At 57.2% G+C, this 15,265-nt stretch carries 15 protein-coding genes; 10 read left to right on the top strand and 5 right to left on the bottom strand.

Going from position 1 to position 15,265, the window contains the following annotated elements; all coding sequences use genetic code 11:
* Window positions 1-482 (top strand): hypothetical protein (locus FN633_RS02420; protein WP_208673919.1); only part of this gene is annotated, 482 nt, incomplete at its 5' end.
* A 205-nt stretch (window positions 483-687) separates the two neighbouring features.
* On the opposite strand, the gene cpxP is transcribed toward FN633_RS02420, so the two are convergent.
* The gene (cpxP, locus tag FN633_RS02415) at window positions 688-1,185 is read right to left on the bottom strand and encodes a cell-envelope stress modulator CpxP (protein ID WP_154056607.1); all 498 of its coding nucleotides are present in this window, start codon (window positions 1,183-1,185) and stop codon (window positions 688-690) included.
* Window positions 1,186-1,335: 150 nt separating this feature from the next.
* On the opposite strand from cpxP, the gene cpxR reads away from it, so the two are divergent.
* Together cpxR and cpxA are read left to right on the top strand one after the other, a co-directional pair.
* The gene (gene cpxR / locus FN633_RS02410; protein WP_154056606.1) at window positions 1,336-2,034 is read left to right on the top strand and encodes an envelope stress response regulator transcription factor CpxR; all 699 of its coding nucleotides are present in this window, start codon (window positions 1,336-1,338) and stop codon (window positions 2,032-2,034) included.
* The gene (gene cpxA, locus FN633_RS02405; RefSeq protein ID WP_154056605.1) at window positions 2,031-3,404 is read left to right on the top strand and encodes an envelope stress sensor histidine kinase CpxA; all 1,374 of its coding nucleotides are present in this window, start codon (window positions 2,031-2,033) and stop codon (window positions 3,402-3,404) included. The genes cpxR and cpxA overlap by 4 nt, the downstream gene beginning before the upstream one ends.
* A 57-nt stretch (window positions 3,405-3,461) precedes the next feature.
* On the opposite strand, the gene yiiM is transcribed toward cpxA, so the two are convergent.
* The 4 genes from yiiM to rhaS (FN633_RS02385) all read right to left on the bottom strand — a co-directional run bounded on the left by yiiM (window position 3,462) and on the right by rhaS (FN633_RS02385) (window position 6,730).
* Window positions 3,462-4,139 carry a 6-hydroxyaminopurine reductase gene (gene yiiM, locus FN633_RS02400; protein WP_154056604.1) on the bottom strand — a complete coding sequence of 226 codons (678 nt, stop codon included), beginning with the start codon at window positions 4,137-4,139 and terminating at the stop codon, window positions 3,462-3,464.
* Window positions 4,140-4,208: 69 nt separating this feature from the next.
* Window positions 4,209-4,829, bottom strand: a complete 621-nt coding sequence (sodA, locus tag FN633_RS02395; RefSeq protein WP_042394546.1) for a superoxide dismutase [Mn] — start codon at window positions 4,827-4,829, stop codon at window positions 4,209-4,211.
* A gap of 129 nt (window positions 4,830-4,958) precedes the next feature.
* Window positions 4,959-5,813: an HTH-type transcriptional activator RhaR gene (gene rhaR, locus FN633_RS02390; protein ID WP_154056603.1), complete on the bottom strand. Its 855-nt coding sequence runs from the start codon at window positions 5,811-5,813 to the stop codon at window positions 4,959-4,961.
* Between the two features lie 80 nt (window positions 5,814-5,893).
* The gene (gene rhaS, locus FN633_RS02385) at window positions 5,894-6,730 is read right to left on the bottom strand and encodes an HTH-type transcriptional activator RhaS (protein WP_154056602.1); all 837 of its coding nucleotides are present in this window, start codon (window positions 6,728-6,730) and stop codon (window positions 5,894-5,896) included.
* A gap of 299 nt (window positions 6,731-7,029) precedes the next feature.
* Between rhaS (FN633_RS02385) and rhaB the strand changes: the two genes are divergently transcribed.
* The 7 genes from rhaB to FN633_RS02345 all read left to right on the top strand — a co-directional run bounded on the left by rhaB (window position 7,030) and on the right by FN633_RS02345 (window position 15,233).
* Window positions 7,030-8,499: a rhamnulokinase gene (gene rhaB, locus FN633_RS02375; protein WP_154056601.1), complete on the top strand. Its 1,470-nt coding sequence runs from the start codon at window positions 7,030-7,032 to the stop codon at window positions 8,497-8,499.
* Window positions 8,496-9,755, top strand: a complete 1,260-nt coding sequence (rhaA, locus tag FN633_RS02370; RefSeq protein ID WP_154056600.1) for an L-rhamnose isomerase — start codon at window positions 8,496-8,498, stop codon at window positions 9,753-9,755. The genes rhaB and rhaA overlap by 4 nt, the downstream gene beginning before the upstream one ends.
* A 27-nt stretch (window positions 9,756-9,782) precedes the next feature.
* Window positions 9,783-10,613, top strand: a complete 831-nt coding sequence (gene rhaD / locus FN633_RS02365; RefSeq protein ID WP_154056599.1) for a rhamnulose-1-phosphate aldolase — start codon at window positions 9,783-9,785, stop codon at window positions 10,611-10,613.
* A gap of 79 nt (window positions 10,614-10,692) precedes the next feature.
* Window positions 10,693-11,679 carry a rhamnose ABC transporter substrate-binding protein gene (rhaS, locus tag FN633_RS02360; RefSeq protein WP_154056598.1) on the top strand — a complete coding sequence of 329 codons (987 nt, stop codon included), beginning with the start codon at window positions 10,693-10,695 and terminating at the stop codon, window positions 11,677-11,679.
* A 46-nt stretch (window positions 11,680-11,725) separates the two neighbouring features.
* Complete coding sequence (locus tag FN633_RS02355; RefSeq protein ID WP_154056597.1) at window positions 11,726-13,228, top strand: sugar ABC transporter ATP-binding protein; 1,503 nt, start codon at window positions 11,726-11,728, stop codon at window positions 13,226-13,228.
* The gene (locus FN633_RS02350; RefSeq protein WP_154056596.1) at window positions 13,228-14,232 is read left to right on the top strand and encodes an ABC transporter permease; all 1,005 of its coding nucleotides are present in this window, start codon (window positions 13,228-13,230) and stop codon (window positions 14,230-14,232) included. Before FN633_RS02355 ends, FN633_RS02350 begins: the two co-directional genes overlap by 1 nt.
* On the top strand, window positions 14,229-15,233 hold the full coding sequence (locus FN633_RS02345; RefSeq protein ID WP_154056595.1) for an ABC transporter permease: 1,005 nt from the start codon (window positions 14,229-14,231) through the stop codon (window positions 15,231-15,233). The genes FN633_RS02350 and FN633_RS02345 overlap by 4 nt, the downstream gene beginning before the upstream one ends.
* The last annotated feature ends 32 nt before the right edge of the window (window positions 15,234-15,265 follow it).

The following is a 15,265-nucleotide window of genomic DNA, read 5'->3' as shown; positions in this document are numbered from 1 at the left end:
GATCTCTTACCTGTTCCGCTTTATACACTTTCACTACGATTAAGCCTCAGCGAGTCACGTTTATGTTTGAGATAAAAACCGATGACGCACTTTTCCGATTTTCCTTTGTTGAAAGGGTTGAAGAGCCGGAAGACAGGCGTCAGGATTTGATTATATGCTGGTTGGAAGCACAAGGTTCGGGCATAAGCCTGGGGTGCGAATGTGAATTTAGCCTTTTTGATCTTGAGGAGCTCCGGGATAAGCTAACCCAATTCTGGCACTGCTTATCCAATAATCAGGCTCCGGTGCCTGTAGTCTATGCGCCTCGCGTCAATACCTTTCAATTCGATATTCACCATGCAATAGACGCTTACGCTATTGGTTTCAATTTCAAAATCATGCCAAATAGGCTAAGTCTTTGGACTCTGGAAGGCGGCATGCTCATTGATGAAAGCTACTTTCCTGGGCTCATTCATGGCATAAACTCAATTCTTACCAACTGAGCTCAAAGCCCTTTAAATGACCTATCTAGCTTTACGGGATCGGTCCACATAACGCGATATCCTTCTTGCAACTGCTCATGGCTGTTGCACGTATGATTGATTTATAAGCAATTTTTCCAAGTGACTGACAAAAAAAACCCCCTCATCATGAGGGGGAAGACAGGGATGGTGTCTATGGCAAGGAAAACAGGGTTGTTACTGGTTACTACTTACTACCGGTACTGCTACTCGATAACGTTAGTGGAGAATCCTGCTGCATTTTTGCAACATCGCGCAGCTGGTTAATCCGCTGTTGGTGCTTGTCATGTAAAACCGCCTGTTGCTCGGGCGTGAGCAGGTGATACATCTGGTTGCGAACTCGGGCCATCTCGACCTGGCGAGCAACCTGCTCCTGCGCCATTTTTTCTGCCTGAGCGCGTACGGCGCTTTCATCAAATTTTTCTGCGGTCACGAGGTCGTGCATCGTCTCGATTTCGCTAACATTAACAGGTGGCAGCTTGTGCCTCGCCTGCTGCATCAAATCACGCAGTTGCTGGCGCTGTTGCTCGGTTAAACTAATGCCGTCGAACATATGGCTCTGGGTGCTACGCGGGGCAAGCTCTTCAGAGCCGTGCCAGCTATCGCCTGTTACACCTTCAGCTGCGTGGCCAACGGTAGTTAACGCCAGCGTTGAGGCCATGACGGCAGCGGTAACAATGCGCATCACTTGCTCCCAAAATCGTTTGTGTCGCCAATCAACTGAACTCAGTCTACGATTCAGGCTGCAAACTAGCGTCAGGGGGTGTAAAACAACGTAAAGTCATGGATTAGCGCGCCTTGATGACGTAATTTCTGCCTCGGAGGTATTTAAATAATGAATAAAATTTTGTTAGTTGACGATGACCGAGAGCTTACTTCCCTTTTAAAGGAGCTGCTCGACATGGAAGGCTTCAATGTGCAGGTTGCCCACGATGGGGAGCAGGCGCTCGACCTCCTGGACGACAGCATCGATCTGCTTTTGCTCGACGTAATGATGCCAAAGAAGAATGGTATCGACACCCTTAAAGAGCTACGCCAGACACACCAGACACCCGTCATTATGCTGACGGCGCGCGGTAGCGAGCTGGATCGCGTTCTCGGCCTTGAGCTGGGCGCGGACGACTACCTGCCTAAACCCTTTAACGATCGCGAGCTGGTGGCCCGTATTCGCGCCATTCTGCGCCGTTCACACTGGAGTGAGCAGCAGCAGAACAGCGATAACGGTTCACCAACCTTAGAAGTGGACGCCCTAAGCCTGAATCCGGGCCGTCAGGAGGCCAGCTTTGATGGTCAGTCGCTGGAGCTGACCGGCACCGAGTTCACCCTGCTCTACCTGCTGGCGCAGCATCTCGGTCAGGTGGTCTCCAGGGAGCATCTTAGCCAGGATGTCTTAGGTAAACGCCTGACGCCGTTCGATCGCGCGATCGATATGCATATTTCTAACCTGCGCCGTAAGCTGCCGGAGCGTAAAGATGGCCATCCGTGGTTTAAAACGCTGCGCGGACGCGGCTATCTGATGGTTGCGGCTTCATGATAGGAAGTTTGACGGCACGCATCTTTGCCATTTTTTGGCTAACGCTGGCACTGGTGCTGATGCTGGTCTTAATGGTGCCCAAGCTGGACTCCCGGCAAATGACGGAGCTGCTGGATAGCGAGCAGCGCCAGGGCGTTATGATTGAGCAGCACGTTGAGGCGGAGCTGGCCCTCGATCCACCGAACGATTTGATGTGGTGGCGGCGGCTGTTTCGCGCGATTGATAAGTGGGCTCCGCCGGGGCAGCGCCTGCTGTTAGTGACCAGTGAAGGCCGGGTGATCGGCGCTGAACGTAGCGAGATGCAGATCATTCGTAACTTTATTGGCCAGGCGGATAACTCAGACCATCCGCAGAAGAAAAAATATGGACGGGTAGAGCTGGTAGGGCCGTTTTCCATCCGCGACGGGGAAGATAACTACCAGCTCTACCTCATCCGTCCGGCAAGCAATTCCCAATCCGATTTTATCAACCTGCTGTTTGACCGACCGCTCCTGCTGCTGATTGTTACCATGCTGATCAGCTCTCCGCTGCTGCTCTGGCTGGCGTGGAGCCTGGCTAAACCGGCGCGTAAGCTGAAAAACGCGGCGGACGAGGTGGCTCAGGGGAATCTGCGCCAGCATCCCGAACTGGAAGCCGGACCGCAGGAGTTTCTTGCTGCCGGAGCCAGCTTTAACCAGATGGTCACAGCCCTTGAACGGATGATGACTACCCAGCAGCGCCTTCTCTCTGACATCTCTCACGAGTTACGCACGCCGCTTACGCGTTTACAGCTGGGCACCGCCCTGCTGCGCCGTCGCAGCGGTGAGAGCAAAGAGCTGGCCCGCATTGAGACCGAGGCGCAGCGTCTCGACAGCATGATTAACGATCTGCTGGTGATGTCGCGTAACCAGCAGAAGAATGCGCTGGTGAGCGAAACCGTGAAGGCCAATCACCTGTGGAACGACGTGCTGGATAATGCTGCCTTTGAAGCCGAGCAGATGGGCAAATCACTGACCGTCAACTTCCCGCCGGGACCGTGGCCGCTGTACGGTAACCCGAGCGCGCTGGAGAGCGCGCTGGAAAATATCGTGCGTAACGCCCTTCGCTACTCACATACGAAGATTGAGGTGAGTTTTGCGGTGGATAAAGAGGGCGTGACGGTGAACGTGGATGACGACGGTCCGGGCGTCAGTGCGGAAGATCGCGAGCAGATTTTCCGCCCGTTCTATCGTACCGACGAAGCGCGCGACCGTGAATCTGGCGGCAGCGGGCTGGGGCTGGCGATTGTCGAGACGGCTATCCAGCAGCACCGCGGCTGGGTGAAGGCCGACGACAGCCCGTTAGGTGGCTTACGCTTAACGATCTGGCTGCCGCTGCATAAACGTTCCTAGTCTCAACGTACCCTTGTCTCAACGTACATAGTATCCAGGCCGGGCGATCCCGGCCTGCTATTTCCTGCCCCACAGTCTGGGCGCAAAACTCTCAATCTTGCCGCTCAGGCGTCGTTTCTGCATGGTTCTGGCCCAGCTCACCGAGAGGCCAGCGGCAGAGAGCAGGCGGTGGTACTGCTCGTCGTCAAACGGCAGATGCCACGCGATAGCCGCGGCGTCATAGACGCTCACGTCGCTACAGCGGGAAACCAGTTCAAGGGGCGCATCACCAGAGACCTTGCCTGGGGCAATCACCCGATAGAGCCAGCCCGTGCGGCCGCTCTCCTGCATCAGGGAGGAGAGGTCATGAATGGCAAAATGGTAGTTAACTTTGAAGCAGGGCGAACGCGGCTGGGTCACCTGAATCAGCGCCTCATCCCAGCGAAAAATATCCCCGATGTAGACGTTTTGCTCGGTCATTCCCTCTGTAGAGAGGTTCTCGCCGAACGCTGGCGCGACAAAGAGATCCACCTGTTCAGGAAACGCGCTTGCCCAGTGGCGATAGTGCTCGCGTGGGTAGTGGCACAGGGCACGATCTGGCCCGCCGTGGATCTTCTTCTCGGCCTGCTCATCCCCCGCAAGCCCCCGCTCGGTTAACGTCAACTCGCCGTCAACCTGCACTTTGGCAATGGCGCTTGGCCGACTGCCTGCGTAATCTCTTACTTTACCGGTAAAAACGTTAACCTGATGCTGCATCACCGCGCCTTATCCAGATACAAAAAAAGCGAGTCATAAGACTCGCTTTTCACTGGTCGCAATGCAACCTTATTTTTTAGCAGCGAAACGGGCAGCAGCTTCGTCCCAGTTCACAACTTCCCAGAATGCCTTGATGTAGTCCGGGCGTTTATTCTGATATTTCAGGTAGTAAGCGTGTTCCCACACGTCCAGACCCAGGATCGGGAAGCCGGATGCGCCAGAAACAGCTTCACCCATCAGCGGGCTATCCTGGTTTGCGGTAGAGACAACGGCCAGCTTGTCGCCTTTCAGTACCAGCCATGCCCAGCCGGAGCCAAAGCGGGTTGCCGCTGCTTTCTCGAACTCTTCTTTGAATTTCTCAACGGAGCCGAAGTCGCGCTCGATGGCGGCTTTCAGATCGCCCTGCAGGGTAGTGCCGGTTTTCAGGCCTTTCCAGAACAGGCTGTGGTTAGCGTGGCCGCCCGCGTTGTTACGCAGTACGGTTTTCTTATCAGCCGGAACCTGATCCAGTTTGGCGATCAGCTCTTCTACCGGCAGGTTAGCCAGCTCAGGCAGGCTTTCCAGTGCGGCGTTAGCGTTGTTAACGTAGGTCTGGTGATGTTTAGTGTGATGGATTTCCATCGTCTGCTTATCGAAGTGTGGTTCCAGTGCATCATAAGCGTACGGCAGTGATGGCAGTGTGTAACTCATAATCATCTCCATTAATTGTCGGGCGGCGATACTGTTAACGCCGCGTAAGCAGTTGGTTCATTATAGTTAATTAAGTAGTATTGAAAATGTTTATCAATGCCGTAGTTTTTATATGGTTATAACCTTTTGTTATGTACCCGTGAGCGTCCTGCTGCGGTGCCGCCACTGACTCGGTGCCACGCCGGTTTCACGGGTAAAAACGACGGAAAAATAGTTGCTGTCTTCAAAACCGCAGCGTGTGGCAATTTCACCGATCATCAGTTCGCTATGCTGCAGCAGATACTGGGCGTGACAGATGCGCAGCTGGCGCAGATAGTGGTTAATTGTCATGCCGGTCTGGGTACGAAACTGCTGGCGTAGTGTACGCTCACTGCACTGATTTTGCTCGCAAAATTGTTCCAGCATAAAGGCGCGATTGAGGCTGCTGGCGAGAGTGGTAATGAGCTTATCCAACAACGCTTCGCTGCTGGTCGCCGAAAGATTATTGGTAGCATAGCGATGGCGCTTCAGGGTTAATACCAACTGGGCAAACAGCGTTTCCGCCAGCGGATCGGAGAGCGGATCCGCTTTGGTGCTCTCATGCTCCAGCTGGCTAATCACCTGCCGTGCCTGAGCCATGCCGCTGCTACCAATGCGCCAGTAGGGTATCGGCTCTCCGCCGTCCAGGCCGGGAATATGCGCGGCCCAGTCAAGGTTGAGCGTCAGCCGCTCCGGGCAGTAAATAATGTTTTGCAGTACCAGATCGTTTACCGAGGCGTAGGCGTGACGATCCTCGGCGCGAATATAGAAGAGATCGCCCCGGGTAATGCGATACGGGCGATCGTTAAGAATATGCAGACCGTTACCGCGCCAAACCAGCACCAGCTCGTTGAACTCATGAGTGTGTTCAGCAAAGACGTTTTGCGGATAGCGATCGGCCACCGCGACCGCCTGCCCGGGCCTGGCAAAAAAATCATCCCTCCGCAGAATTAACTGACCTGCCACAGCGTCACCTCAACAGCCTTCAACCTTCTATATTTAGCTGTTTTTTAGCAAAAAAACGGTGACTGTCTTCTCGTTTACGGCTATTGCAGCGGGGTGTCTCGTCCCTGACGGATATCCCGCGGTGACCAGCTAAACTCCCGGCGAAAAAGCGTCGAAAAGTGATTGCTGTCGCCGAAACCGCAGCGAAATGCAATATCGGTAACACTCTCATCGCTGTGGCGCAGCAGGTGGCGGGCCTTAATCAGGCGCAGGCGGTTGAGGTAGCGCTGCGGGGTCATGCCCGTGTGCTGCTTCAGCTGGCGGTGCAGCGTGCGTAGCGAGAGAGAAAAACGGTCAGCCAGAGACTCCCAGCAGACCTCATCCGCGAAGTGATCCTCTAGCCACGCCATCATCTGGTTCAGGCGGGCATCATTGTTAACGGCTCCCTCCTCAAGGCTGCTCTTACGCAGCAGCACCAGCAGCTGCATAAACAGGATCTCCCGGCTGGCAAGGGTGGCGGCACTCTCCTCTTCGGCGCTCTGCTCCATCTGGCCAACGATCTGCCGCACCTGCTGTAGCGCCCCCTGGTTAACCCGCCAGTGGGAGGCGTAGTGTCCATCCTGCTCCTGCGGCAACAGCTGGTTCAGGCCCGCCAGGAACTGGAAAGCCTCCGGTGAGCGGTAGAGCACGTTGGTCAGACAGAGATTATCCGTGTGTTCGTAGAGATGGCGATCGTGATCACGGATAAAACAGACGCTGCCCCCGCTGATGGAGTAGGGCTGGCCGTTAAAGACATGGATGCCCGTGCCATGCTCAACGATAACAATCTCATGAAAATCATGGTGATGTTCAGGAAACGCCGACTGGGGAAGGCGCGGCTCAATGGCCACAGGCGTTTTACCTGACGGAAAAAAATCCACGCTGTGTAGTACGGTCATGATGGCTTCCTGAAATGGAGAACATGCCAAAAATAGTAATGAAGGGCTGGCAATCCCACCTTGAATTTTTGACGTCAAAGCGCGCAAACCCGGTCGCTTTTTCAAGAAACGGTGGGAAAGATCCGGAAATGCGGCTGGCGTCACATCCGCTGTAAGAGGCGTTATTGCTGGGAATTGTGAACGCTATCACGTTCATCTTTGCTTTCTTGCCAACGCTTAATTTTGCCTGTCCATAGCAAGAAGGTGCGCCGCTGAGGGGGTTCGTAGACTGTCGATATTGACTCTCAGAGGACTCCACTATGACCTTTCGCCATTGTGTCGCGGTCGATCTCGGCGCATCCAGTGGACGCGTAATGCTGGCGCGTTACGACAGTGAACAGCGCGCCCTGTCGCTGCGTGAAATTCACCGCTTCGTCAACGGCCTGCAAAACGTGGACGGCTTTGCTACCTGGGATATCGACAGCCTGGAGAGTGAGATCCACCTTGGGCTAAACAAGGTCAGCGAGCAGGGCATTCAGATCGATAGCATCGGCATTGATACCTGGGGCGTGGACTATGTGCTGCTTGATGAACACGGCCAGCGCGTCGGCCTGCCGGTATCGTACCGCGATGGGCGCACCCACGGCGTGATGGCCAGTGCCCAGGCGCAGCTCGGCAGAGAGACGATCTACCGCCGCAGCGGCATTCAGTTTCTGCCCTTTAATACCCTCTATCAGCTGCGTGCCTTTGTCGAGCAGCAGCCAGCGCAGGCGGCACAGGTAGCTCATGCCCTGCTGATCCCGGACTACTTCAGTTTTCGCCTGACGGGCAAGATGAATTGGGAGTACACCAACGCTACCACCACCCAACTGGTGAATATCAATAGCGATGACTGGGATGACGTCCTGCTGGCCTGGACCGGCGCTAACAAAGCGTGGTTTGGCACACCGACTCAGCCAGGCAACGTGATTGGTCACTGGCGATGCCCGCAGGGGAGTGAGATCCCGGTGGTGGCCGTCGCCAGCCATGATACCGCCAGCGCGGTGATCGCCTCGCCGCTGAGCGATGCGGACAGCGCCTACCTCTCCTCCGGAACCTGGTCCCTGATGGGTTTTGAGAGCCAAACGCCCTATACCGATGAGGCGGCGCTGGCGGCCAATATCACCAACGAGGGCGGTGCCGAAAGGCGCTACCGGGTGCTGAAAAACATCATGGGCCTGTGGTTGCTGCAGCGGGTGCTGAAAGAGCAGAACGTCACCGATCTGCCGGCCCTGATTGCTGACACCGAGCAGCTTACGCCGTGCCGGATCCTGATTAACCCCAACGATGAGCGCTTTATCAACCCGGAAAACATGAGCGCTGAGATCCGCGCCGCCTGCCGTGGATCCGGCCAGCCTGAGCCAGAAGGCCCCGCCGGTCTGGCGCGCTGTATCTTCGACAGCCTTGCCCTGCTCTATGCCGACGTGCTCGGCGAACTGGCAGCGCTGCGCGGCAGGCCGTTCAGCCAGCTGCATATCGTCGGCGGCGGCTGCCAGAACCGTCTCCTCAATCAGCTCTGCGCCGACGCCTGCGGCGTCACGGTGGTCGCGGGCCCCATCGAAGCCTCGACGCTGGGCAATATCGGTACTCAGCTAATGACCCTGGAAGAATTAGACAACGTCGACGCTTTTCGCCAGGTCGTAACGGCCAATTACGACCTGACAACCTTTATTCCACAACCTGACAGTGAAATTGCCCGCCACGTCGCGCAGTTTCAAACCAAACAACAGAGAAAGGAGCTTTGCGCATGACCACTCCCATTGAACAAGCCTGGGAACTTGCTAAGCAGCGGTTTGCCGCGGTAGGCGTTGACGTTGAGGAGGCGCTGCGCCAGCTCGATCGCCTGCCGGTCTCCATGCACTGCTGGCAGGGCGACGACGTGGCCGGGTTTGAGAACCCGCAGGGCGGTCTGACCGGCGGGATCCAGGCCACCGGTAACTACCCCGGCAAAGCGCGCAGCGCCGAGGAGCTGCGGGCGGATCTTGAGCAGGCCCTGAGCCTGATCCCCGGGCCGAAACGCCTGAATCTGCATGCGATCTACCTTGAGTCAGAGACGCCGGTGGAGCGTAACGCCATCAGGCCTGAGCATTTTACAAACTGGGTGGCGTGGGCAAAAGCGCAGAAGCTGGGCCTGGACTTTAACCCCTCCTGCTTCTCGCACCCGCTGAGCGCCGATGGCTTTACCCTCTCCCACGCCAACGACGAGATCCGCCAGTTCTGGATCGACCACGTTAAAGCCTGCCGCCGCGTATCCGCCTGGTTTGGCGAGCAGCTGGGCACACCGTCGGTGATGAATATCTGGGTTCCGGACGGCATGAAGGATGTCACCGTTGACCGCCTCGCCCCGCGCCAGCGCCTGCTCGCCGCGCTGGATGAAGCCCTGAGCGAAAAGCTGAGCCTCGACCACCACATAGATGCCGTAGAGAGCAAGCTGTTCGGCATCGGTGCGGAGAGCTACACCGTCGGTTCGAATGAGTTTTACATGGGCTACGCCACCAGCCGTCAGACTGCGCTCTGCCTGGATGCAGGCCACTTCCACCCGACGGAGGTGATCTCCGACAAGATCTCTGCCGCCATGCTCTATATCCCGCGCCTGCTGCTGCACGTTAGCCGCCCGGTGCGCTGGGACAGCGATCACGTGGTACTGCTGGATGATGAAACCCAGGCCATCGCCAGCGAAATCGTCCGCCACGATCTCTTTGACCGGGTGCACATTGGCCTCGACTTCTTTGATGCGTCGATCAACCGCATCGCCGCATGGGTGATTGGCACCCGTAACATGAAAAAAGCCCTGCTGCGCGCCCTGCTGGAGCCGACCGCCCAGTTACGCGCTCTGGAAGCCGAGGGCGATTACACCGCCCGCCTGGCGCTGCTGGAAGAGCAAAAATCGCTGCCGTGGCAGGCGGTATGGGAGATGTACTGCCAGCGCCACGATACCCCGGCGGGGAGCCAGTGGCTGGATAGCGTGCGGGCCTATGAGCAAGACGTTCTGGCCAACCGCAAGTAAAAAACATTTTTAAGGAATACAGAGACTATGCAGAACATACACGATTCATGGTTCGTCCAGGGGATGATCAAAGCCACCTCTGACGCCTGGCTGAAAGGCTGGGACGAGCGCAACGGCGGTAACCTGACCCTGCGACTGGACGACGGTGATATCGCCCCCTTTACGGCCGAATTCCACACCAGCCCGCGCTATATCGCCCTGAGCCAGCCGATGCCGCTGCTGGCCAATACGCCGTTTATCGTCACCGGCTCCGGCAAGTTTTTCCGTAACGTGCAGCTCGACCCGGTCGCTAACTTAGGCATCGTTAAGGTCGACAGCGACGGCGCGGGCTACCACATTCTCTGGGGGCTGACCGACGAAGCGGTTCCCACCTCCGAACTGCCTGCGCACTTTCTCTCCCACTGCGAGCGCATTAAGGCTACCGACGGCAAAGACCGGGTGATTATGCACTGCCACGCCACCAACCTGATCGCCCTCACCTATGTGTTGGAAAACGATACGGATGTGATCACCCGCAAACTGTGGGAAGGCAGTACCGAATGCCTGGTTGTGTTTCCTGACGGCGTTGGCATTCTGCCATGGATGGTCCCCGGTACCGATGAGATTGGCCAGGCCACCGCAGGGCAGATGTCTCGTCATTCGTTGGTGCTGTGGCCGTTCCATGGCGTCTTCGGCAGCGGTCCCACGCTGGACGAGGCCTTTGGCCTGATCGACACCGCCGAGAAGTCTGCCGAGGTACTGGTGAAGGTCTACTCGATGGGCGGCATGAAGCAGACCATCACTCAAGAGGAGTTAATTGCTCTCGGCAAACGCTTTGGCGTCACCCCGATGGCCAGCGCACTCGAGCTTTATAAATAAGAACATCGCGCCCTGCTCACTGAGACAGGGCGAAACCACACCTGCAATCCCTACAACTGACTCATGTGGAGTAAAAGCAATGAAAATAAAGACAAGCTTGATCCTCACCGTTGCCGCTCTGGCGTTATCCGGTTCCGCACTAGCAGAAGTTAAAATTGCCCTGGTCGCAAAATCCCTCGGCAATGGTTTTTTTGAGGCAGCGAACGTCGGTGCCCAGGAGGCGGCTAAAGAGTTAGGGGATGTTAAAGTCATTTATACCGGCCCGACCACCACCACGGCGGAAGCGCAGATCGAAGTGCTTAACGGGTTGATCGCTCAAGGGGTAGATGCGATCGCCATCTCGGCGAACGATCCGGATGCCGTCGTGCCGGTGCTGAAAAAAGCGATGCAGCGCGGGATCAAAGTGGTGTCATGGGACTCCGGCGTGGCGAAAGCGGGCCGCCAGATCCATCTTAACCCGTCCAACAATGCTTTGATTGGTGAAACCAACGTTAAGCTCGCCGCCGAGGCGCTGAAGGCGCTAAACGTGGAGAAAGGCGACGTGGCGATCCTCAGCGCCACGCCCACCTCGACCAACCAGAACATCTGGATTGAAGAGATGAAAAAGGTGCTGCCGAAGTACCCCTCCGTCAACCTGGTCACGGTGGCCTACGGCGATGACCTCTCCGATAAGAGCTACCGCGAAGCGGTCGGCCTGCTAAAAACCTACCCGGACCTGAAGGTGATCGTCTCTCCCTCCTCAGTGGGGATCGTGGCCGCTGCCCAGGCGGTGAAGGATCAGGGCAAGATTGGCAAGGTGTACGTGACCGGATTAGGCCTGCCTTCGGAGATGGCGGGCGCGGTGAAGTCCGGCGCAACCAAGAGCTTTGCTATCTGGAACCCGATCGATCTGGGCTACGCTGCGACCTATCTGGCTGACGATCTGGTCAAAGGTACGGCCACGAAAACCGAAGCCAATATGGGCAAACTCGGCAAGGTGAAGCTGGACGCTGACGGCAGCGGTGCGATGTCCGAGCCGTTCGTCTACGATGCCAGCAACATTGATAAGTTTTCCAAGATTTTCTGATGTGATTTGTATGCCGGATAAGCGAAGCACGTGATGGAGAACTATCATGACACCACTGCTTCAGCTCAAGGGGATCACCAAGGTGTTCCCTGGCGTGCGCGCCCTTGAAAACGTACAGCTTGATCTCTGGCCTGGTAAAGTCACCGCCCTGATTGGTGAAAACGGCGCAGGCAAATCCACGCTGGTCAAAGTGATGACCGGCATCTATCAGCCTGAAGAGGGCGAAATCCTCTATAAGGCGATCCCCATTCAGCTTCCCACGCCGGAGTCCGCCCATCGGGTGGGCATCACGGCAATCCACCAGGAGACCGTGCTGTTTGATGAGCTGTCGGTGACGGAGAACATTTTTGTCGGCCAGTATCTCTATAAAGGCATTTTGAAAAAGCTCGACTGGCCCGCTATGCACCAGAAGGCACAGGATATCCTTGCTCGCCTCGAAGTGCAGATCGATCCCCACGCGACCCTGAAAACCTTAAGCATCGCCCAGCGCCACATGGTTGCTATTGCACGAGCACTCTCCTTTGATGCGCAGGTGGTGATCCTCGACGAACCCACCGCCGCACTCTCCCAGCATGAGATTCTGGAGTTCTACCAGATCGTGGAGCGGCTAAAGCAGGAGGGCAAAGCGATCCTGTTTATCTCCCACAAGTTCGACGAGATTTTTGAGCTGGCGGATCACTACACCATCCTACGCGACGGGGTGTACGTCGGCTCCGGGACGATGAGCGACATCAGCGAAGAGCGGATGGTGGCGATGATGGTAGGCCGGGCCATTACCCAGACCTATCCCAAGATCGCCTGCGATCCTGGCGAAACGGTGCTGGAGGTGAAGGATCTTTGCCATCCCACCGAGTTTGCCCACATCAGCTTTACCCTACGCAAGGGCGAAATTCTTGGCTTTTACGGGCTGGTAGGCGCGGGCCGTACCGAGCTGATGCAGGCGCTTTCCGGCGTGTCTCGCCCCTCTTCCGGCGACATCGTGCTTAACGGCAAAGCGGTGCAGTTCCACCAGCCTGCGGATGCTATCCGGGCCGGTATCGTCTGCGTGCCGGAGGAGCGGCAGAAGCAGGGAGCCATTATTGCCCTGCCCATCGCCCAGAACATCAGCCTGCCACAGCTCAGCAAGCTCAATCCGAACGGCGTGCTGCACGACGACCGTGAGTGGCAGCTCGCCGACGAGTATGCCAGACGTCTGCAGGTCAAAGCGTTCAGCTGGAAACAGCCGGTGGAGACGCTCTCCGGCGGCAACCAGCAGAAAGTGGTGATCGGTAAATGGCTCGCCACACACCCCGACGTCATCATTCTTGATGAGCCAACCAAAGGCATCGATATCGGCTCAAAGGCGGCCGTACACCAGTTTATGTCCGAGCTAGTGGGTCAGGGGCTGGCGGTGATCATGGTCTCCTCAGAGCTACCAGAGGTGATGGGCATGGCCGACCGCATCGTGGTGATGCACGAGGGGCGGATGGTCGCTGAATATGCGGCGGGCGAAGCCACCGCAGAGACCATCGTCAGCGCCGCCAGCGGTGCGAAACAGGAGGCAGCATAATGTGGCAACAACTGCTTAAAAACCGCGAGGCGCTGCTGGCCGCGGTGATCGTCCTGATGGTGCTGGCCATCGGCAGCCGCGTGCCGTCGTTTATCGCCCCCGGCAACCTGGCGGAGATGTTTAACGATACGGCGATCCTGATTATTCTCGCCCTCGGCCAGATGATGGTGTTGCTGACCAAAGGCATCGACCTGTCGATGGCCGCCAACCTGGCGCTGACCGGCATGATCGTCGCCCTGCTCAACTTCCACTATCCTGATATTCCGGTCTGGGCGCTGCTGATCCTCGCGACCGGTCTCGGGCTGGTGATGGGCGCGATTAACGGCCTGCTGGTGTGGAAGATGGGCATTCCGGCGATTGTGGTGACGCTCGGCACCATGAGCATCTATCGGGGGATTATCTTTCTGCTCTCTGACGGGGGCTGGATCAACTCCCACCAGATGAGCAGCGACTTCCTTGCCCTGCCGCGCGCCAGCGTGCTGGGGCTGCCGTTGCTGAGCTGGTGTGCCATCGCTGCGCTGCTGCTGGTGGGTTACTTCCTGCGCTACAGCCGCACCGGGCGGGCGCTCTATACCGCAGGCGGCAACGCCACGGCGGCGTACTACACCGGCATCAACGCTGGAAAAATGCAGTTCGTCAGCTTCTGCCTCTCCGGGGCGCTGGCCGGTTTCTGTGGCTACCTGTGGATATCCCGCTTTGCCGTAGCCTATGTCGACGTCGCGAACGGCTTTGAGCTACAGGTCGTCGCCGCCTGCGTAATCGGTGGGGTCAGCACCATGGGCGGCACGGGCCGCGTGCTCGGCTGCTTGTTTGGCGCGCTGTTCCTCGGCGTGATCAATAACGCGCTACCGGTGATCGGTATCTCGCCTTTCTGGCAGATGGCCATCTCCGGCACGGTGATTGTAATAGCGGTTCTGCTTAACGAGCGCGGCAATAAACGCAAAGGGCGGCTGATCCTGCGCGAGGCGGCGCTTGCCCGACAGAAACAGGCGGTGAAACCATGAGCAAAATATTAACCACTGACGGTCCAGGCAGCGCTCCCACAACGCTGCCGCTGCTGAAACGGCTCCTGTGCTGGGAGGGTTTCTTACTCGCCGTCACGCTGCTGGTGTTTTTAATTAACGCCTTCGCCTCTCCCTACTTTCTTAATATCTGGAACCTCTCTGACGCCACCTTTAACTTCACCGAAAAGGCGATCATCGTTCTGCCGATGGCGATGCTGATTATCGCCCGGGAGATTGATCTGTCGGTGGCCTCCACTATCGCCCTCAGCTCTACCGTGATGGGCTTTTGCGCCCAGGCGGGGGTGGATACGCCGCTGCTGGTGGTCGTGGGATTAGGTGTCGGTCTGCTGTGCGGGCTGTTCAACGGTCTGCTGGTGACGCGATTTAATCTCTCTTCTATCGTCATCACCATCGGCACCATGAGCCTCTACCGCGGCATCACCTACATTCTGCTTGGCGATAAGGCGTTGAACGACTATCCCGAAAGCTTTGCCTGGTTCGGCCAGGGCTACGTCTGGGGGGCGCTGTCGTTTGAGTTTGCGCTCTTTATTGTGCTGGCGGGCATCTTCGCGTTTGTGCTGCACCGCACCAACTTTGGCCGCCGCACCTATGCCATCGGTAATAACCCGACCGGGGCGTGGTACTCGGGCATCAACGTCAAGCGTCACAACCTGCTGCTCTTTGCCCTGGTAGGGCTGATGGCCGGGCTGGCCTCGGTGCTGCTCACCTCACGCCTCGGCAGTACCCGCCCCACTATCGCTACCGGCTGGGAGCTGGCGGTGGTGACCATGGCGGTGCTGGGCGGGGTTAATATTCTCGGCGGCTCCGGCAGCATGGTGGGCGTGATTATCGCCGCCTTCCTGATGGGACTGGTGACCTTTGGCCTGAGCCTGCTCAACGTGCCGGGCATCGTGATGTCGATCATCATCGGCGCGATGCTGATTGTGGTCATCTCCCTGCCGATCGTTACCCGCCGGATTTTGCAGCGAAGACAAATTTAACTAAATCAACGCTATCTGGAGGCATTATGATC

The organism is Pseudescherichia vulneris (assembly GCF_902164725.1).
Taxonomy (GTDB): Bacteria; Pseudomonadota; Gammaproteobacteria; order Enterobacterales; family Enterobacteriaceae; genus Pseudescherichia; species Pseudescherichia vulneris.
Note: the sequence above shows the minus strand (reverse complement) of the source record. Positions and strands in the feature narration are given on the sequence as shown.